This is a genomic window from Orbaceae bacterium lpD04 (genome assembly GCA_036251935.1).
Taxonomy (GTDB): Bacteria; Pseudomonadota; Gammaproteobacteria; order Enterobacterales; family Orbaceae; genus Orbus; species Orbus wheelerorum.
In genome coordinates this window covers 785,790-807,131 of sequence record CP133967.1, presented here as the reverse complement: position 1 = coordinate 807,131, position 21,342 = coordinate 785,790, and the positions used below count along the sequence as shown (strand labels likewise).

Annotated in this window: 17 protein-coding genes; 1 reads left to right on the top strand and 16 read right to left on the bottom strand. The window is 37.5% G+C overall.

What is annotated here, in order from left to right; all coding sequences use genetic code 11:
• Window positions 1-3: 3 nt before the first annotated feature.
• Window positions 4-1,245, bottom strand: coding sequence for a PqiA/YebS family transporter subunit (locus tag RHO14_03700; protein WVD71909.1), 1,242 nt, complete (start codon window positions 1,243-1,245; stop codon window positions 4-6).
• 117 nt (window positions 1,246-1,362) lie between these two features.
• Window positions 1,363-3,294, bottom strand: a complete 1,932-nt coding sequence (locus RHO14_03695) for an ABC transporter ATP-binding protein (GenBank protein ID WVD71908.1) — start codon at window positions 3,292-3,294, stop codon at window positions 1,363-1,365.
• A 252-nt stretch (window positions 3,295-3,546) separates the two neighbouring features.
• On the opposite strand from RHO14_03695, the gene RHO14_03690 reads away from it, so the two are divergent.
• On the top strand, window positions 3,547-5,799 hold the full coding sequence (locus tag RHO14_03690) for a hypothetical protein (GenBank protein WVD71907.1): 2,253 nt from the start codon (window positions 3,547-3,549) through the stop codon (window positions 5,797-5,799).
• Window positions 5,800-5,888: 89 nt separating this feature from the next.
• Here RHO14_03690 and RHO14_03685 read toward each other — a convergent pair whose 3' ends face one another.
• The 14 genes from RHO14_03685 to RHO14_03620 form a co-directional block, all read right to left on the bottom strand.
• Window positions 5,889-8,276: a glucose/quinate/shikimate family membrane-bound PQQ-dependent dehydrogenase gene (locus tag RHO14_03685; protein WVD71906.1), complete on the bottom strand. Its 2,388-nt coding sequence runs from the start codon at window positions 8,274-8,276 to the stop codon at window positions 5,889-5,891.
• Between the two features lie 240 nt (window positions 8,277-8,516).
• On the bottom strand, window positions 8,517-8,948 hold the full coding sequence (locus RHO14_03680) for a hypothetical protein (protein ID WVD71905.1): 432 nt from the start codon (window positions 8,946-8,948) through the stop codon (window positions 8,517-8,519).
• 14 nt (window positions 8,949-8,962) lie between these two features.
• Complete coding sequence (locus RHO14_03675) at window positions 8,963-10,636, bottom strand: prophage tail fiber N-terminal domain-containing protein (GenBank protein ID WVD71904.1); 1,674 nt, start codon at window positions 10,634-10,636, stop codon at window positions 8,963-8,965.
• 164 nt (window positions 10,637-10,800) lie between these two features.
• Window positions 10,801-11,898 carry a hypothetical protein gene (locus RHO14_03670; GenBank protein ID WVD71903.1) on the bottom strand — a complete coding sequence of 366 codons (1,098 nt, stop codon included), beginning with the start codon at window positions 11,896-11,898 and terminating at the stop codon, window positions 10,801-10,803.
• Window positions 11,895-14,729 (bottom strand): phage tail protein, encoded by a 2,835-nt coding sequence (locus RHO14_03665; protein WVD71902.1) that lies wholly within the window; start codon window positions 14,727-14,729, stop codon window positions 11,895-11,897. The genes RHO14_03670 and RHO14_03665 overlap by 4 nt, the downstream gene beginning before the upstream one ends.
• On the bottom strand, window positions 14,729-15,274 hold the full coding sequence (locus tag RHO14_03660; protein WVD71901.1) for a tail assembly protein: 546 nt from the start codon (window positions 15,272-15,274) through the stop codon (window positions 14,729-14,731). Before RHO14_03660 ends, RHO14_03665 begins: the two co-directional genes overlap by 1 nt.
• Window positions 15,217-15,933 (bottom strand): C40 family peptidase, encoded by a 717-nt coding sequence (locus tag RHO14_03655; protein WVD71900.1) that lies wholly within the window; start codon window positions 15,931-15,933, stop codon window positions 15,217-15,219. Before RHO14_03655 ends, RHO14_03660 begins: the two co-directional genes overlap by 58 nt.
• 12 nt (window positions 15,934-15,945) lie before the next feature.
• On the bottom strand, window positions 15,946-16,650 hold the full coding sequence (locus RHO14_03650) for a phage minor tail protein L (GenBank protein WVD71899.1): 705 nt from the start codon (window positions 16,648-16,650) through the stop codon (window positions 15,946-15,948).
• Complete coding sequence (locus RHO14_03645; protein WVD71898.1) at window positions 16,647-16,976, bottom strand: phage tail protein; 330 nt, start codon at window positions 16,974-16,976, stop codon at window positions 16,647-16,649. The genes RHO14_03650 and RHO14_03645 overlap by 4 nt, the downstream gene beginning before the upstream one ends.
• 75 nt (window positions 16,977-17,051) lie before the next feature.
• Window positions 17,052-18,629 carry a hypothetical protein gene (locus RHO14_03640; protein ID WVD71897.1) on the bottom strand — a complete coding sequence of 526 codons (1,578 nt, stop codon included), beginning with the start codon at window positions 18,627-18,629 and terminating at the stop codon, window positions 17,052-17,054.
• A 3-nt stretch (window positions 18,630-18,632) separates the two neighbouring features.
• On the bottom strand, window positions 18,633-18,905 hold the full coding sequence (locus RHO14_03635) for a DUF4035 domain-containing protein (GenBank protein WVD71896.1): 273 nt from the start codon (window positions 18,903-18,905) through the stop codon (window positions 18,633-18,635).
• 26 nt (window positions 18,906-18,931) lie between these two features.
• The gene (locus RHO14_03630) at window positions 18,932-19,303 is read right to left on the bottom strand and encodes a phage tail assembly chaperone (protein ID WVD71895.1); all 372 of its coding nucleotides are present in this window, start codon (window positions 19,301-19,303) and stop codon (window positions 18,932-18,934) included.
• Window positions 19,304-19,319: 16 nt separating this feature from the next.
• Window positions 19,320-19,754, bottom strand: coding sequence for a phage tail tube protein (locus tag RHO14_03625; GenBank protein WVD71894.1), 435 nt, complete (start codon window positions 19,752-19,754; stop codon window positions 19,320-19,322).
• A gap of 129 nt (window positions 19,755-19,883) precedes the next feature.
• Window positions 19,884-21,122 carry a glutamate carboxypeptidase gene (locus RHO14_03620; protein ID WVD71893.1) on the bottom strand — a complete coding sequence of 413 codons (1,239 nt, stop codon included), beginning with the start codon at window positions 21,120-21,122 and terminating at the stop codon, window positions 19,884-19,886.
• Between the last annotated feature and the right edge of the window lie 220 nt (window positions 21,123-21,342).

Below are 21,342 nucleotides of genomic sequence, written 5' to 3'. Positions count from 1 at the left end.
AAATCAGTTTTTATCCCAAATAAGCCTAGGATCATATTTTTGAGATGCAATCATCGTGATAACAACTACCGAAGCAAAGAAAATAGCACCTATGTCGGGATATACCGACATCATTTCTTTATTGCGAATTAGTGCTGAAATCACAGATACAACAAAAATATCTATCATTGACCATCGACCAATGAATTCGACTATGTTATATAATCGATTCATTTGTAGACAATCATCTTTATTTTTCTTTTTTACAACTAATACAAAATAGCAGAGCCAACTTAGCGCAAGAATTTTTAAGATCGGGATCGTAACGCTCGCTGAAAAAATCACTAAAGCAACCGGGTAATCGCCCTCTTGCCACATATAAATTACACCATCAAGAATTGTTGAGCTTGATGCTGAACCCAAAAATACCGTATTCATAATGCCATATATATTAGCGGGTATATAAAACATTAAAGAGGTCAGTAGTAAAGCAATCGTCCACTGAATACTATTTTTTTGTCTTAGTTTACCCTTACATTTACAACGTGGACAATGTATTAACCCAGCCGGTAACATAGCGTGGCAATGTAGGCATAGCCGAATATTTTGGCTAATACCTGTTTTACCCGGTTGCAGCTCTGACTGAATAAAATTATTACTTGCGACGTCATTCCAAAACTTACGAGGTGAAAAATCAATTGATGATTTTAGATAAAAAAAGACAAATAATGCAAATGACCAAAAAGCTTTATCAACACCTATTTCACCATAACTTGTCAACTTAACAAAACTAACTAATACCCCGGCCATAAAAATTTCGGGCATACACCAATGAGATAATTTCCCATATGCAATAAGGAGATTACGTTTATGATATTTTGATAATTCGATAGGACTGCAAAGAATGAGTTGGATCACAAGTGCACAAATCGGAAAAATAAGTATAAATAATAAAAAAAGTAACATTAATGAAGAATACTGATATTCATATAAAATGTTAGGGATCGACAATAAACTTAGATTATCAACAATCCCGATGACCTTAATATGAATAAAGATAAAGCAAGTAGAGATAAATAGCATAACTAATGCGCAGCTCGAATAAAGTATTGTATTAAGCTGCATATTAGTCTGGCTGCGAGCAAGTTTAGTATGGCATCTTGGGCATACGGCTTGATGCTCTTGCCCAATAGATGGCAATTCACACATTATGTCACAGTGGTGACAAAGTGCGTAATGTTGACTTGCCTGATAATGTTGCTGCATATAAAGCGATTACCATCTTAGTTTATTAACAAATATTATGGCCACCATTTTGATGGGTTTTGCTAATAAGGCAAGTCAATTGCACCTATTAAGCATCAATTATCAAAAGAAGGCACCTTAACTATTCCGAATCGTTTCTAATTGTTCCCATAATTCAAACGATTGTTCAAGATCTTTCTCTTTCGACGCAAGATCTTGTAATGTTTGATTCGTCACATCATGTGCTTGATTAAAAAAATCACTATCAGCTATTTTTGCTTGTAAACTAGCAATATCTTGCTCTAACTGCTCTAATTTAGCTGGTAATGATTCAAGCATTTTTGTTTGCTGATAGGTCAATTTTTTCGATTTATTTTGGCCTACAACTCCAGCATTATTTACTGGTATAGACGCTTCATTTTTCGGCGTCGTAGACTGTGGTACATGCGATTGACGATTATTTAATAATGTCGCATTTTGCTGCTGTTGGTAGGCATCAAAATACCCACCAGCATAAGCATTGATTTGCCCATTACCTTCAAAGAACCAACACTGATTAACCACATTATCGACAAATTGGCGATCATGGCTAACTAATAATACCGTACCGGTATATTCGCTAACTAGCTCTTCTAATAGTTCAAGTGTTTCGATATCAAGATCATTAGTAGGTTCATCGAGAATCAATAAATTACTTGGTTTTAAAAATAATTTTGCAAGTAATAAACGATTTCTTTCACCGCCAGATAAAGCACTAACTGGTGTACGCGCTCTTTTTGGGTGGAATAAAAAATCTTGTAAATACCCTAATACATGACGATTACGCCCGTTAACTGTGACTTCTTGCTTACCATAGGCTAAATTATCCATCACAGTTCTATCTGGATCTAAATCAGCGCGATATTGATCAAAGTAAGCTATTTCAAGCTTAGTTCCGCAGTGAATACTACCTGATGTTGGCTTTATCTGCTCCAACATCAGCTTTATTAAGGTTGTTTTACCTGCCCCATTAGGTCCAATTAATGCAACTTTATCACCACGCAATACTTGTGAGGTAAAATCATTAATCAATGTTTTATTGGCAATTTGGTAACTTAAATCTTCAATATCAAAAATAATTTTACCGGAGCGAAGTGCTTCTTCAATTTGAATCTTAGCCGTTCCCATAACTTGCCGACGATTAGAGTGGTCTTGTCGTAAACTTTTTAGTGCGCGAACGCGCCCTTCATTACGGGTTCGGCGGGCTTTGATGCCTTGCCTTATCCAGACTTCTTCTTGTGCTAATTTCTTATCAAACAGTGCATTTTGTAACTCTTCAACTCGCAGCGCTTCTTCTTTACCTAATAAGTATTGATCGTAATCACCCGGCCAAACAGTCACATTACCACGATCTAAATCTAAAATTCGGCTTGCCATTTGGCGAATAAATGAACGGTCATGGGAGATAAAGACTATACTTCCTGAAAAGTTTTTTAAAAAACCCTCTAACCACTTAATAGTATCAATATCTAAATGGTTTGTTGGTTCATCTAATAATAAGATATCGGGATCGCAAACTAAGGCCTTCGCAAAAGCTGCTTTACGTAACCAGCCACCAGATAATGAAGAGAGTTCGGTATCGGCAGCAAGGCCTAATTCAGATAACACATTGTTAATTCGATTAGTAATTAACCAACCATTTCTAGCATCGAGTTGTTCTTGAAGTTTACCAAGCTTAGTTAAATTTTCATCACTAGGATCATGTTCAATGTTACGCAACATCGCATGATAAGCTTTAAGGAGTTCAGCCTCTTCTTGCAAACCTTCTGCAACAAAATCAAATATTGTACCTTGAACATTACGAGGGGGATCTTGTTGTAATCGCGAAACGACAATATCATTTTCAAAAATGATCTGTCCGTCATCTAATGGAATTTCGCGATTTAAAATTTTTAATAGTGTTGATTTCCCTGCGCCATTACGCCCTACTAAACAGACGCGTTCACCCTGTTCAATTGATAAACTTGCATGGTCAAGTAATGGGGCATCACTAAAAGAGAGATAAGCATCATGTAATGTAATTAGAGCCATATAATATAAGTCATTTTATCTAAATAATTTATTGAGAATGAAATTATGCCATGTTATTGCTAATAATACATAATAAATCAGTAAAAATTGTTTTGAATAATACTATTATAAAATTACACAGATTAACATCAATTTCGTTATTTTTTTGTTGTAAGGTATTATTATAGAATAAAAACGTATGCCGATATGGTATAAAAAAAACAGATATAGCATAATAAGATAGATAAAATCTGGCATGATAAGGTAAAAGACATGACAAATAAAATAGTAGGGTATCCTTGGCAATTTCAACGAATTGGCGGGCTAGATCAAGTTGTATTAGCCAGTGCGCAAGATATTGCTAATTTAGCACAGCTTGATCCTAAATTATGGGTAGCATTAAGTTGCCCTTCTGCTGGGTTGGAATTTAACGATAAAACATTATCACTATTAGATAAAGACAAAGATGGCCGGATTCGTATTCCAGAAGTGCTTGATGCGGTAAAATGGTTAACAATTAGATTAAATCAACTTGATAGTATCATCGATGGAAACGATGATTTACCTTTATCCGCCATCAATATCGATTCGCCTGAAGGTCAGCGTTTATTAATTACCGCCAAAGCAATCCTTGCCAATATTGAACAGCCAGATAAAAACACAATTTGTATTAATGACTTAAACCAATCAACCATTATTAATGGCAAAAATTTATTTAATGGTGATGGGATCATTCCGCCAACAGACAAAATTGATAGTGATTTACAGGTTTTTATTAAAGATGCACTAAATGTGATGGGCGGCATTAAAGATGCAAGTGGTTTAGATGGGATTAATAATAAAATTGCGCAGGCATTCAAGCAATCGCTACAAGATTGGTTAAAATGGAATGATAGTGTTAGTAATACAACAACGCCACTCGGCGACGATACCGCAGAGGCTTGGCAGTTAGTACAAGAGCTAAAAGACAAAATTAATGACTATTTTTTACGAACTGAACTTGCAAGCTACGCTCCCCAAGCTCAAGGTGCTTTAAATGTCGATGAAAAATATATTGTCCCAACCGATAATGGATTATTAGAAGATAGCGCATTAGCTGAATTACCGTTATCTAAAGTGACTGCCAATCAAAGCCTTAATCTTAATGCTGGTTTAAATCCAATTTGGCGCGTAAGAGTGTTACGCTTAGTCAGCTTAACCAAGCCTTTTATGACAAATACACAAGCGCTATCACACTCCGACTGGCAAAACATTCAATCAATGTTGTCTCCTTATGCAACAACCATCGCATCAAAACCCTCACTAACAAAAGTAGATATTACACTTGCCCCGACAATGACTATTGAAAAATTAGGGGAAAAAAGAATGCATGAGATACTAAGTGGTGATATTTTCGAAAAATTTGCTGCGTTAGCCGAAAAAGATAGCACTACACCAGCTGCCACCGCTGATATTGCAGATGTCGAAAAGCTAGTGATTTATCATAAACATCTTTACCGACTCTTGATGAATTTTGTCTCATTTTATGACTTTTTCGATTTAGAAAATCGCACTGCTGCGTTCCAAGCTGGTCAATTATTTATTGATGGTCGCTGCTGTACACTGTGTATATCAGTAACAGATATTGCAAAGCACACCGCGCTTGCTAACTATTCTGAATTATTTTTAATCTACTGTGAATGTACTCGAAAAAATCCACCAGAAAATGGCGTGAATGATAAAAAAACTATCGTTGCAGCAATGACCGCGGGTGACTCTGATTTTTTACTCGAAGGACGTAATGGCGTATTTATTGATAATCAAGGAAATGACTGGGATGCTAAAGTCGTTAAAATAATAACTAAGCCAATTAGTATCAGCCAAGCTGTTTGGGATCCTTATAAACGTATCGGCCGCTTTATTACCGAACAAATCAATAAGTGGGCAAGTTCGAAAGACTCTGCAATCGTTGCCTCTGCAAATAAGGCGACGGTGCCGGCTGAACCTGCCAAATTTGATATTGGTAAAAGCATGGGGATTTTCGCAGCGATTGGCCTCGCGCTTGGTGCATTAGGCACGGCGATTGCAACAATTGCCAGTTCACTATTTCAACTACATTGGTGGCAGCTGCCTTTCGTCTTTTTAGGCTTGTTCCTAATTATTTCAGGCCCATCGGTTATTTTAGCTTGGATAAAATTACGCCAACGAACGATTGGGCCATTACTTGAAGCATCAGGTTGGGCGATTAATGGTAAGTTAAAGATTAACTTCTTTTTAGGTAGCCAGCTAACTTCTAAAGCTCGATTACCTAAAAATGCGTCCCGTAACTTAGTTGATCCTATGCGTAAAAAGCAACACAACTATTGGTTACCATTCCTAATTGCCCTAATCATTGGTATTGGCGTGACCGGCGGTTGGTTATGGTACACCGGTTATTTTGATGATACCAACGAAAAACAGGTGAAAACAGAATTATCGACAGCGCCGACCACCGTTGATGCACCAAAGCCAAGCCAACCAACAACAACGTTGCAGGCCACACCTTAAACACATCATTTAAATGCTTAAAAGGCGGTTAGATTTACAGCTAACCGCCTTTTAATATAGCTAAAATAGATTAATATTAAGCGTATTACTTAATTATCAACTAGTGCATAAGCAATAATATAGTCACCCATTTTAGTACCAAATGAACCATGCCCACCGACAACTAAAACAATATACTGACGACCATCTTTTCCCATAAAAGTCATTGGCGTTGCTTGCCCACCAGCGGGTAACCTTGCCGACCAAATCTCTTTACCATTAGTCACATCATAACCACGAAGATATTGATCAAGCGTACCACTTAAAAATGCAATGCCACTTGCCGTAGTCATTGGCCCGCCCATAGCTGGTACACCGACAGGGAACGGTAAAGGAACAATTGGCGTACTATCACGCGAAGTCCCATTTGGATGTTTCCAAGTTACCTTGTCGTTGCTTAAATTAATACCGGCAACATCCCCCCAAGACGGTGCCTGACATGGGAAACCAACCAACGATAAAAATGGTTTTATAATAACCGCATAAGGTGCACCTTTATTAGGTTGCAATCCCGCACCTTCAGATGCTTTCGCCGCATTAGATGAGACTTCATTTTGTGGAATTAACTTTGATACAAATGCCATATAATTAGGACTTGCAAAAATCAGTTGCCTTGCAGGATCAACAGCAACCCCACCCCAATTCATCACACCAACATTACCTGGATAAATTAAGCTTCCTTGCAAAGAAGGCGGCGTATATTGGCCATCATAACGTAATGATTTAAATTGAATACGGCAACTAAGCTGATCAAAGAGTGTTGCCCCCCACATATCTTTTTCTTGCAAAGGTGGCGGTAACAAATTTAATTGAGAGCGCGCCTGTGTTTTAGACGTCCAATCTCCAGCTACAGCGCCTTGAGGCACAGGAATTTCATCAATAGGAACAATCGGCTCACCCGTTTTACGATTCAAAACATATAAACTGCCCTGCTTAGTTGGCTGAATTACTGCCGGCAAAATTCCCTTATCTGTTTTTAAATCAACAAGGATCGGCTGTGCGGGCACATCCATATCCCATAGATCATGATGAGTAAATTGATAATTCCAAGCAACTTTACCGGTTGCAATATTTAATGCAACTAAACCTGCGGCATACTTTTCAGCGGCGGCAGTGCGGCCAGCACCATACTGATCAGGGGTTTGATTACCTAATGGTAAATATGCTAAACCTAATTGCTCATCAGCGCTCGTAATTGACCATACATTAGGCGAATTACGACTATAAACTTGCCCTTTAGGCAGAGGCTTTGTTGCATCAGGATCACCACTATCCCAGTTCCATATTAAATGACCATCATAAATATCAAATGCCCGCACGACACCTGATGGCTCATTCGTTGATTCATCATCGGTAACATGTCCACCGACAATAACAAGATTTTTTGTTACCAGTCCCGGCGACGTTGAATAATAACCTCCTGGCGTGAATGGCCCGATCCCTTGCCTCAAATCAACTTGGCCATGCTCACCAAAACTATTACAAAGCTCACCATTATCAGCATTTAAAGCAATTAGCCTTGCATCGGCAGTTGGTAAATAGATACGACGTGGGCACTCACTCATGCTGACTTTTTTGGCAATGTTAGAATCAGGGAATTGCTGCAAATAATGCTCTGCATCATAATAAGACAACCCTCGACAGGTCATATGTGCCCAGCCTTTAAATGTTCCAGCGCCCTCATTACTGATCGCTGGATTATATTTCCATAGCGTTTTACCTGTTTCTGGTTCAAGCGCGAGAACCCAGCCATGCGCGGTACAAGTATAAAGCCTATCATTGACTTTTAGTGGTGTATTTTCATTAGTTAATTCAACTGGATCATTATCGGTTGGTAGATCGCCGGTTTGAATCCGCCACACCTCTTGCAAATTATCAATATTATCGATAGATATCTGATTTAATTCGGAATAATGTAAACCGGCATTCGTTCCGCCATAAGCAGTCCAATTATCGCCGGCAGCTTGTTGTGGGTTAACTGTGACTAATTCTTTCGGTACGATTTGACCCGTTATGACACCTGGTGAGGTAAATAATGAAGCAAAACCAGCAATAAAAGTGATGATAACACTGGTTGATAAGAGTTTTGGTGCCAAGCTTACAGATCCATTAATTAACGGTTTTCGCCACCAAGGCAATAAAAGTAAAATACCAATGATAAACCATATCCATAATCTTGGTACTAATTGCCACCAGTTAAAACCAACTTCCCATAAAGCCCAAATCACTGAAATAGCTAAAACAAAAGCAAAGAGCGTTAATGCTGACGCACTACGCTTAAATAACAATACAGCAGTAAATAAAATCGCGACCCCACATAATAAATAATACCAAGAGCCACCAAGGCCAATAAGCCAACTTCCTGCAACAATCAATACGATTGACATCAATATTAAAATAATCGCAGTTAATATTAATAATAGCTTGTTTTTACGCATAAACCCCACCAATATATTGTTTAGATTATCTATTGGTGAGTTTACACGCATTACATAATAAAAAAAGCATAAAATAACGTTTTTCCTTATACTTGAAATAAAGTAATAATAGAAAAAAATTAAAGTAATCGTTTGTTTTATAAATATTATTTAAATATGGGGAGCACGTGAAGTAAGGGTAATATTTTATATATAAGCTAAAACAACAACCCGATTTATTGACTTAACACACTATTTTTCTTAGGCAGTAATTCCTAAGCCTTGTCTAAATAAGTCATCAAGCTCAGCATCAGTTAATTTAAATTCCGTTTGAATTAAACCAATAAGTGCTGAATCACGACTAAATTCCTGCGCAGTTTCCCATGCCGTTTTAACCGTAACACGTTCAATCGTATCATCAGCAAGCGCATTGAGATAATTATCAGCAGATTGATAAAGTGATGAACCATCATCTAATTTTGTCAACCTTAAAACGGTTAGCATTTGGAAGCGGTTTAAAAATTGCGGCACAATTTTTTGCTGCTCTTCAATTAATTTATTTTGGTTTTTTTTAATTAAATCATTAGCTTCAACATCAGTTATAGCGACTAAATCATCGGTAATATGACTATCTTGAGAACCATCTAGCTCAAATGCAAAAACTTGATTATTATTATTTTTATAATATTTCATTTATTTTTTCCTTATCAACGAAGTTCTAGCCATTTAGCAGGTCCAGTATTTGTCCAAGTAGAACAATAATCAGCACCAACAGGTATTATCGTTGTCATTGTTTTAACTTGAGGCGAGCTAGATTGTTGAGACTGCCCAGCTACCCAGCTACCTTGTACCCACAAGTCCATATAAGTTTCACTTGTCCAATCAATAATCAAAGATACTACTATCGGAGAGCCAGTCGTATTGACATATATTACTCCATTAAATCTATTCTCGGTAACATTTTGCCACCTTTGGTTAATACCAATACCATGTCGATAATTGGGGATGTTACCACTTGTAATAATTTCTCGCCAACCTGACCATACCCACTCTCCAGTAACAACATTGAGGCCACCTATATTTCTATATTCAGCATTCAAATATTTATCGCTAGAATTATAAATAGTTAAAACAATCGCTGAACCAGCATCATATAGGCATCTATCTACTTTTAATATACCAGCCCATATTATGTTATCAAATGGTGTATTTTTATAGTAACCAGCAAGTGTAAATGATTGTCCACCTATTGAGGTAACAATATCATCGGTTGTTAAACTTGTTCCAGCTTTAAGTAGTGGAGCTTTAGAATATAACCCCCCTACTCCTTGAGTTAATATATCATTACCATTTTGCTGTAGTTTTCCAGTAAAATTTGTATCACCCGTTACCGTTCCACCGTTAAATTGATTAACATCACCGTCAACAAGGATTTTTTTATCATTGATAAATAGAGTATCTCGATTATTGATAATTGTTGCTTCACCAATATTAACTGACTGACTTACATCAATCTTTGAAGCTTGTAATTTTGCCGTAAAGTTTGTATCACCCGTTACAATTCCGCCGTTAAATTGATTAACATCACCGTCAACAAGTACCTTTTTATCATTAATAAATAGATCACCTGTTAACCTTCCACCAGTTAGTTTTAAAGTATTTGATAAATCGACATTACTCGCACTCAGCTCAGCTTGTTGGGCAAATTTTGCGGCTTCCTGTTCACTATTTTTAGCATTCAAGGCACTAAGACTAGCTTTATCTTCAGCTTCACTAACTGTTTGGGCTGTAGTTTCAACTTCACTTACCAATTGTTTAACTACCGAAATTTGGTCCGTTATTTCTTGCTTAGCTTGGTTAGCAGTTTTAGCGCTATCGCTTGCTAGAAGACTACTAGTTTCCGCACTCTCTTTTGCTTGCTGCGCTAGGGTTGCAGCATCATTAGCTTGTTGGGCAGCTTGTTTTACATCTACCTGAGCATCATTAATACTAGTTTTAATATCTTGAATACTTTTTGCTGCATTCTCAGCATTTAGTGCAAATTTTTTACTATCATCGCGAAGCGCGCTAACCTGTGCCAGAATTTCAGGCGTTATCTCATTTTCATTAGGATTAAGCAGGTAATCATTTAATGAACCATCTAATGAATCAGCATAAATATCAATAATACCGACACTAACAGGAGAAAAACCAGACCTTACAATCGCCACCTCATACTTACCAATTTGAGCATCAATTGAATAAAAACCCTCTTCGGTTGTGGTAGCAGAAATAACTTTATTTAATACTGTATTGGTATTTTTTAATGATCTTAGTTCAATTACTGCATCTGCAATAATTTGACTTGCACCATCAATAAGCTTACCCGATAGTTTTGCCATTTTATTTTTCCTCTTTTTAGGCATAAAAAAACCGCTTTTAATTGCGGTTAAGTGAATAAGTGTCCTAGCTCTAATTATCCTTTGTATTAAATAAAAATGAGTTGATATCTAAAAAATAGTAATAAATAATTAAACTAAAAATAAAAGATCAATTACTTTGTATACTAATTTTCAAAGTTAAAATAATTAGAAGCATCGAGAACAGGATAAGGAATATTAGAAAAAAATGTACCTGCATAATGCCTAGATCTAGCAATAGGATCTCTCACACCGCGTCTAACAAAAAGGGAAGTACCTGTGTTTGAAAAAGATATATCATATAGATCATTATTACCTCGCCCAACACTATAATCATACATAATCCCACCAATAGAGCGAGGATTAATCATTGGGCGCTTAATTTCTGATATAAAAATTTCTTGATTGATCGAGAGAGCATTTGTTTCAATCATACTAGGATGATGGAATGTACCAGCTGTACCATTAAAAACAAGTTGTTCCTTTTCATTATAAATCTCAAATCCAAAATCTTGACGCTTTAGTGATTTTTCGCCAAATATAACCATTTTAGCTTTTAAATTAGTTGGATTTCCTGCAGAATTACTCGCGTAATATCGTCCATAGCTCAAAAAAGTAGAATCCCAGTCATCATCATCTGTTAGTATTTGAGTCATTGTAATATTTGAATCTTCCCAATAAAAAAAACACAACATTTTTTTATCAAAACTCGAATTTATGTCTGTCGGAGAAATACCTTTAGGAGTAATGTTAACATCCCCAGACCAAACTACAGAAGTAAAATCATCAATATCTGTAATACCAGAAAACCCCTCACCCACACCATTAAAACCAATACCATAAAGTCCTTGAGGCTTTATTTCAGGATAAATTAGTATCCAAATCATTTGATCAATATAATTATAATCATATGAACCGCCGCAGAAGTAACTAGCCCAGATCTCTCTTTTCTCGTTCATTTGATATCTAAACCCAGAATGGGTTACCAAATTGTATGATCTATCATTGTTCCACTTATCAATATAAGTAACATAACAATCCCCTCTTGATAACATCACTAAATAATTATAACCATCAGGAATAACTGCTCCTGTATTAACCCAAACATTTCTCTCAATCAATTGGTTTTTATTAGGATAAAACAAACTACTCGTATTTATAGATTTTAATAGCTTATAAGCAGTAAATTTTGAGTCAAAATTAATATCAACGCCATTAATATTTAGTAACATTCCGTAACTCATATTAGTTTTCCTAATTTAACTCGAACTCTACCGGATTCATCATAAACAATAATTGTTTCATTATTTATTACAAGTCTTCCGCCTGACAGAGCACTTTGAATTGTTGTCTCACCATTCTCATTAACGATAAATTTATTATTTATATTAATTTGTCCTCCGCGAATAACGGGCGCATTAATTTCAGAACCTGCGGTAATTCGATCACCGCGAATCGTGCCTTCAGCAATCAGATCACCATCAAGGAATAGTTTAGGTTCAACCCATTTACCGCCATCATACATTTTGGCTTCTTTATGACTAATTTGACCTTTTAGATCTAAGGCATAAACCATCAATACCGCATCTCGAGCTGGGTAAAAACCAAAATTAGCTAAAAAGAGTTTATTAGCCTCGTCATTAGCTGGGAATATTCCATCGTCAGTTTGCAGGCGAAACATACCGCCAGCACCGTTTTCAGCAATTAGGGTTTTCGTATTGGCAATCAGCATCTCAGAGCGGCCAACCACATTAATCGCATTAACGCCATACCAATACTCACTATCTGGTAAGCAGTCTTGATCGATCATTGTCATTCCACGACCGAGGTAATAACTGCGAGCGATTACTTCCTCTTGAGTTCGCCCTTTATAAAATTCATACTGGGTACCTAAGCTACTTATTGCCGTTGTGAGCGGACGAATGGCGACACTCGACAGACTTGGCGTCAATAAAATTTGTGCAGGTTTTGCTGGTGGCGCAATTGAAAAAGCAATCATCGTTTCATCACCCAGCTTGCCTTGGTCACTTACCCCGCGCACACTGGCATTAAAATGACCTTGCTGTAAGTCAGTAATGAAATATTCAGTGGTATTAATCGCCTCACGACTAATTAACAAATCATCACGTAATATTTTCACTTCAAATTGTAAGTTATTAATCGTACGTGGTGTTGACCATGTTAGGCGGCCTTGATAGCGATCTGATTCGGGCATCACTTCAATTTGTAGCTGTTCAACCGGCGGAATAGCAAGGCTAAATGCACTATTTGTATCATTTTCAAAGATTGCGCCAGCATCAACAATCGCCTCTTTATTGGGCTGATGTTCGAGTGCAGTAACTGAATACGAGCCATCATCATTTTCACCAATTTTGAGTGCTTTAAATAAGCGAGGTTTTAATGCTGGATCAATTAACATCCAAACCGACCATGTATCAGCAAGAACTTCATCGACTAAAACTAACTGATTTGGACTTGGCTGCGCTTGAATGGCGACTCTTACTAATTCGGCTTTCGAATTAGTATAGGTTAAATAGGCACTACTGATATTACTAAGCTTAACCTCGCGATCAAGTGTTACACTATTACCATTAACCTCAACAATGCGTCCGCCAATCTTAGCGCCTGCGTAGTCATTATCGGCGATGCCAATAATATCACCCGGTAGATGCCGAAGCCCTTCACGGCCGATAGCAAATGTAACGGTTTGTTTTTCAAGCTTTTCAGTTTGAATCAACCACTTACCAATGCGATGTGCCTGCCCACGCGAAGTACAACCAAAAGCCTCTATTTTGGCAACATTTAAACCAAAGCGGCGAATAAGATCGTCATCGGCAACGTATTCTGTCGCTGTTTTCCAGCCATTATCGGGATCAACATAGCGGACATGCACTGCCGAATGGCGCTGCTTTTGCGCGGAAGATGAATAATTGAATTGGCCTTTTACCACATTGGCATTGGTATAAACCGCCACCATATCGCTGGGCCGATCCATAATGGCAGTTAGTTGAGTACCATTCCATACAGGCATTGCTCTAAATACTGAGCAAAGGTCATTAATCACATCATAGGCTTGACGCTGGCTAGTAATAAAGCAGTTACAGGTAAAACGCGGCTCTTGATTGCCAAATCCATCATCAACTAACTGATCACAGTACTGACCAATTGAATAGAGCATAAATTTATCAACACCAAAACTACCTAACCGTTCGCCGAGTCCATAGCGCCCATTGGTCAACAGATCATAAAAAATCCAAGCGGGATTATCTGTCCATGCCAGTTTAAAATTGCCTAGCCATAAACCATCATAGCCTCGCGAATCGGAATTATAATTATCAGGAACTTTAACAATCATCCCTTTAATTAAGTAGTTTCGTTTTGGAATACCATTAAACTGCTCAGAGTCAAACTTAAGCCCGGTTATTGCAGTATTCGGATAAGCAAGTTTAATATCATAAATTTCGGTATATGATGACCATAATGTACCATTGATTATTTTAGACGAGGTGCTATCTGCTGTTTCACGCACAATTCGAATATTAAATGGGGTTTCGGGTAAATGGTCTAAAATAACCGATTGCAAATATTTACTGCGAGTTTTTTTATCTTTTAATTCAACCGTTTCAACAGTGCGCCAAGAGTTACCTGAACCAACTTGTACCAACATTCTAACGGTTGTTGGATTAATATTGCCATCGTTATCTTGTGCATACATTGCCGACACACCAACGGTAACGCGTACTCGGTCAACATTCGGATCGGTAACGGTTCTAACAATGGGTGTTATCTGTTTAACTTCTAGATTAACGGGGACTTCATTTTCAGTATATTCAAAACCCGATAATGGCTCTTGTGCTTGCGTTCCTGCTGTCCATTCAACTTCTAAACCTTTAAAATTATATTCGCCATCGCTACTTTGAACTGGCGTATCATTAAGGAAAACACTTTGTAAACCATTTACCGGCCCTTCAATTTGCCCTTCACAAAGAAGATCAATAATATTAAGCTGCTGCTTAGATTTTAAGTTATCAACTGCCTCTTTAGGCGTTTTTTGCTTGCCGCCACCTTTACCCATTATATTGTCTCCAAACCTTGTGAAAGTACTTTAGACCCAATTTTCATCGTGCCATAACAAAGCGGCACTGGCGCACCTTGTGCAATGGTATTATCCAAACTGGAAAAAGAGGTATTTTTGCTGGTACTTTCGTCGGTGCTATTCGTTGTAGGTAATTTAGTTAACATCATTGTCATACCATTCACCATAAGCCCAATGCCTGCTGCCATTAGCACTCCCCCGCCAACCCATGACGTCATGGCACCAACAACAACTAATACTGCACCAACAATGACACTAAATATTCCACTTTTCGCCCCAGCAACTTGAGGAACTAAATGGATCACCGCATCCTCGGTTAACTTAGTATGCATACCAAATTTCAAGCTATCCTCTGTCATATCATGGCCATTAATGCGGACGCGAAAATAGCCATTCATAATATTTTGCCGTAAGCCTTTTATTTGCAGATATAAGCCATTAAGTGCTTCGGCTGCTGTGTCGGCATTTAGTTTAAATTTAGTGCCATATTGTTTAAGATCGCCATAAAAACGGATGGTTGCCATGCTTTATGCCTCCAAATTGAGTGTGTGTATTTAAGCCAATAACCGTTATATAAGTCACGTGTTGATAAGCGTGTTGGACAGTGATGTAACATCATCTGGTTACCGATATAAATTGCCGCATGGTTAGGTACTTTAGTGCCTAAACAGACCAAAATAATATCGCCCTCTTGAATATCATCAACTTGATAAAAGCCATTGATGGGTAATAAGTCGAGATAAAGGTTTTGGCCTTTATTCCACCAGTTATCTTGCCGCTCATAATTAGGGATAGTGATGCCAGTTAGCATATAAGCATCAATCACCATGGTTAAACAGTCATCTACACCGTGCTTAAAATCACGACCAAGTAGTGGCTTAATGGCGTTAAATTGGTAAATTTTGTTATGACAAACTAGCCACCAGTCGAGTTTAGTTTGTTTTTGAAATAGTTGATCCGTCTGACTTAAAATAGGCAAACCATTGGGGTGAGAATGAACTATTGCCGTTATTTCGCCTTGATTTTCAGCGCCCACCCAATCATCGGGTGAAATTTCAAAATTATTTTGAGGATCAAGGGCAATATTGTTACACGCAATATACCGTTTATTTTCAATAATAAGCCCGCAGCATTCATTATCACCACACGCTTTTGCATGCTTTAAAATTTGTTTTTTCATCATCCATTACACTCGTTAAGAGAGTTTTGCTGCGGAAGGAAAACCACCAAAAGGTAAAATGCCGTGCTCACCAAAACGGAACTTGCACCCTTTTAAGCAGCGGCTACATTTATCTTTGCTCAGATCATCAGTTGGTTTATCAAACTCATCGGCAATAGCTTTACCCGTATAGCCACACTCTGATGAACGATATTGCCAAGTACAGGTGTTAGCAATTATTACTCTAGCTGGAATTAATGCACCATCGGATTCGCACGGCAGTGCCAGTTCAAAGCTTGCTGTTTCAGAATTTAAATTGGTTAATCGCTCAATCACATAATTTGATATGACTTCTTGAGTAGGGTCAGCTGCTGGGTTGCCCCCATTGAAGTTACCACTATCTAAAAATTTAACGATTACTTGATGCCGCGTTACAACAGCGCCAAGTAAATCGTCATAATCCTGACTTAATCCGGTAATTAGTCCTGAAATATTAGCTACCGTTAAGGTTGGCCGATTACTGGTGCCTTGTCCGCTTTTTTCAAAGCCCTGCGCTTTAATTGGGTAAGGTTCATAAATATTACCTTGCCAAATGATTGCTTGACGCATTTCATTCATGCCGTTATGGAAGCGGAATATCGTTTTATCACCAACAATTTTGCTTAAATCAACTTCAAATAGCTCAATTATTGCATCTTGTTCGATTTTATTTAGCTCTAATAAGCTATTTTGTAAGATCATGCGACGACCTCTTCAAAACTTGCGGTTATCGTTGTAACGGTATTTTCAACAGAAGTTGACCAAGTTGGACATTTAACCGTGATAATACGGTGGCGATTAGGTTCACGCCATAAAAAAGCTTTAACACCTTTATGCTCACTTAAAAAGCGATCAATATACTGTGATTCTTGCCTTAGTACTTTTAATGTCACTTCATAGGTTCTTAAATCACTATTGATGCCATCTTGTTGCCGCTGCTCATAGCCATCACCAAATTTAATGGTTTTGACCCTAGGCTGCGTGCGCTCTGTCATATTTGGCATAACATGCCAATGAAATTGTTCCATAATTTTCCCCAAATATGGTTACCTTAAATTTTATGCAATAAAAAACCCGCAGTTGCGGGGTTTTAGAAAATAAAATTAATATCGGTTAAGTACGCCACCTGGCCGTTGTTGTTCTTGAATAATACTCATTACCGATTGTTTAATCATGCTACCAAGTTGCTTGCCATCTTCTTCAGATACATCACCACCACTAATCGATACTGGCACGTTAACACTAAAGCCTGATTGGCTTTGATTTGAGGACTGTAAAAAATTTTTTAAATCGGCATTAGTACGCGCATCAACCACGCGTTCACCTTTATCTAATAACCATGTCCCTTCGCTTGGAATAGAGTCAATGCCTGAGTGAGCCATACCGGATAAATTTGTACTTTTTATCGACGAGACAATTGACACTCCTTGTGCCATAGCTTGCGCAATAAGAGGTAAATTGGCAGGAAAGCCCATTTCGGTTGCTTTTCCTATATTAGTAAACATACTCAGGGTTGCACTGGCAATTGAGAATCCTTTGCTTATTGCAAACATTGCCTTATAAGCATTGCTTGATTCTCCACCAAATGCGCCAATCAAATCGCCCATAGAACCAAATAATTGGCTTGATGAGTTGAGTAATACAATATTCTCCGCATTCGAAATATCTTGGCGCTTCTTAGATGCCTCTTCTTCTATTGCTGTCTTAGCATCATGATATAATTGTGTTTGCTCTAGTAGAATTTCATTATTATTGCGGTCTAATTCCTGGCTAAGAGAATACCATTCATTTAATTTTTTAATTTTATTCTCTTCATCTTTATCGACTTTTTCAGTTTCAGATAATGGAGGTATGCTATATTGATCAACTAATTTCTGCCCTTCCTCAAGGCGCTGTTTTTTTTCATCTTCTAATGCTTTCTGCTTTTGAAATTCATTTTGAATATTGGTATTTTCAACAATCTTTTGGTTTTCTTTATTAAGGCAATTAAGACGTTCTTGAGCTAAATCCACGCTTATACCTTGATAATTAAGTATATTTTGATAAAGACTAGCTTGTTCTAGCAAGGACTGAGTTTGCTGTTGGTATTGTTGTAAATCACTAACTTGGCTTATAGATTTTTGTAATTCTGGTTCTTTATAATCTTTAGGTAGAGGAGGACCAATTTGAGCATTTTGATGCTTTCTGATTTCTAAATAAAAATCACGCAGTTTCTTATCATTACCCTTAGCATCGTCCAGTTCAGCTAATTTATAAATTAGCTCTTCACTTAATTCATATTCAACCTTATCTCTTCCACCATTTAAGTGCGTATCTAAAAAATCATTTATATTACCCGATTTTATATAATCAATTTTAGCATTAAGCTGATTAATTTCGTCCTGAATCGTTTTTATATATTGACCACTATTAATAAAGTCTTTATATGTATCCAAACCAATAGCATTTAATTGATTATACGTTGCGCTATCCAATTTTGCTGCATTTACTGCAATATTTTTAGTAGCGGCTAATGCATCTTGCTTTATTTGTTGCTCTTTTTCTTGAATTATTTTCGATGTCTCAATCAATGTATCGCCAACTAATCCTATGAAATGAGGTATAGAATCTGCCTGGCCTATTTTCTGAAGAGTCGAACCAAGGATAGTAAGCCCATCATTTACATCACTTTTTGATCCCATATTTTACCTACTTATTAACTGCCCAAACAATGATTCCAATGTTTGTATATTTTCATTTTTCTGTTTACCACTAAAATCGAGCAAACATTCAGATAACGCGACTTTCGCCCCTTTAGATTGATAAATGGCAGCAGCCACTTGGGCGGCTTGAATATCGCTACGCTCATCGCCAATGGGGCTTAACTTGTCAAAGCCAATCCATAAATAAAATTCACGTGCTGTCATTGATTCTTCGAGCTTTGAAAGTGTAATACCAAGCCTTAAAGCGAGTTTCATTTTAAAAAAGAGATCGGCGTTGTCGGCTACTTTTTTTTAGCATCCTCGATCGGCGTTTTACCCATTCCAGATAGTTCTAATGCTTGATTAAGTAAACGGGAATGAACAGGGCCATAATTAGCAATAAGATCATCGTATTCACCATCAAAAATAATATTACCTTTTTCATCGCATAAGGTTGAGGCAAATAAGATGGCTTCTGCTTCAATGCGTTTACTATGTTTATCATCAGCATCATTGTTATCTTCAATTTGGCGTAGTGTTTCGGCCCAAATTGACCATGCACCAACCGATGGTTCCCTTAGTACCACAGTAATACCGCCCCATTCAGGGACGGTCAGTGTGGTCGTTCGGAAGCCGGCATTTTTAGCAGAAATTAATTTTTTTAAATTTGTCATGTCGCTTCCTTATTAATTAGATTTCAACTAATTTACCTTTCATGCGTAATGTATAAGACGCTGTTACCACTGCACCTTTAGCCACTGAGAAGCTGTTTTGACGCACTTCAGCCATAAACGCGTAGCCTTTACCTGATGGAAACGTGATTTTAAATGCATGAGTTGCGTCGTTGTCATAAGCGGCACGTAATGCTTTTTGTGCTTCATCATCAATAACCCAGTTACCTGAAAATGTAATTTCGCCAGGCGCAGGTAAGCCGTTAGTCATCTCTTGTTCTGTCGATGCTAGCGTTGTCACTTCAATATCTGATTTTTGACCGCCGTTATAACTAAATTCAGTGACGGTGCCGCCAAGATCAAGCCATACTGCAGTTGCAGCATTTGCTTCCGTTGCGGCAGCTTTAGATACACTTAATTTAGTTCCTTGGGTTAATTCATATTTACTCGCCATTAATTTTCTCCATAAATAAAAAAAGCCACCTTAGAAGTGGCTGTGATTGATTGCTCGATAAGAACTCAGTTATAACTCAAATAAATATTTGAGTTAGATTGGCATATTAATATGCCCGGTAGATTGATATTATTTGCCTTGTGCAAGTAACATAATTAATTTAGAGGTTAAATAAAGCCTGCGTGGTATTGCCTCTAAATTGACGTACTCTTCATTATTAGAGTGATATCCGGTGCCAGGCAAACCTAAAGCCTCAATAACGGGTTTACCTGATAGTGCAGCAAAAGCAGCATCTGTTCCTCCGCCCGTTTTAGGAATAACTACCAAATTATGGCCAATTGACTTATAGATCTCAACGGCTTTATCAATGAGTAATTTGCTATCGGCAGTGACATCAAAGGCTGGCCGAGTTATATCGACAAGTAGCTCAATTTTAGTATCAGCAAGTTTTTGATTAGCAACTCTCGCTTCCAATACTGGCTTGAAAGCGTCAAAGAGTTCATTAGTTGGAAAACGAATATCAGCTAATAAACTTGCATGAGCGGGTAGGGCGTTTCTTGCTTCGCCGCCTTCAGCCATTGTCCAGTTGAAACGTAATCCATTAGGCCCTTGATCTAAATCTGCCGTGCGTAGTATCAAATCAGCTGCTTCAATAAGCGCATTAACGCCTTTTTCTGGCTCAGCCCCAGCATGAGCTGCCTTACCGGTAATTTTAACCCTTGCCGTGCCAACGCCTGACGTACCTAAAATTAAACCTTCTGGATTGATCGTTGTCGGCTCAAAAGATAAAATATAATCATTTAACTCCGCCGTTGAAGTAATTAAGTCTTTTGAACCAACAGAGCTTTGCTCTTCATCGGTATTAAATAATACGGTAATTGAGCCAAAGTCTTTAAAATTCCTATCTTTCAGTAATTTAAGGCTATGTAGTATTACTGCAATCCCACCTTTATCATCAGCAATTCCCGGACCATAGGCAAAGTCTCCATTAATATAAAAAGGTGATTTTTTTATCGTATCTCGAGGGTAGACAGTATCTAGGTGGGCTTGTAGCATAATATTTTTACCACCATTTCCTTTTAATACACCGACAAGATTATCACCAATACCAACAAGCCCACCGTTGGAGCCGTTATTTGGATGACGAGTAACACTAAAACCTAAGTCTTTTAATTCTTGCTCTAATTGATAGCTAATTTCCTCGATACCGATTTTATCTGTTGAGCCGCTTTCCATATAAACTAAGCATAATAATGTTCTTATTAGTGCTTCCTTTTCTGCTTTAGCTGCCGTTAGTAATGCTTGGTCAACAGCGATTGAGCTAGCGTCAATTTTAGAAGCACTCGATACGTGATTTGTCATTTTCATATTTGCGTTTCCCTTTTTAAGTTATTTTATGGTATATATTTAAATACTATATATAAGGCGATAGTCATACTTCATGGATCTACAAAAGACTGAAAGCTATCCATAGCATAGAGTAAAAAACCAAGCATTAATTAAATAAAGGTTGGCTTTAAATTTTAAAAAGAGTGGTTCTAATGTTGCTTTATCATCTTAATTTTTACACTATAATGACACCTTACAA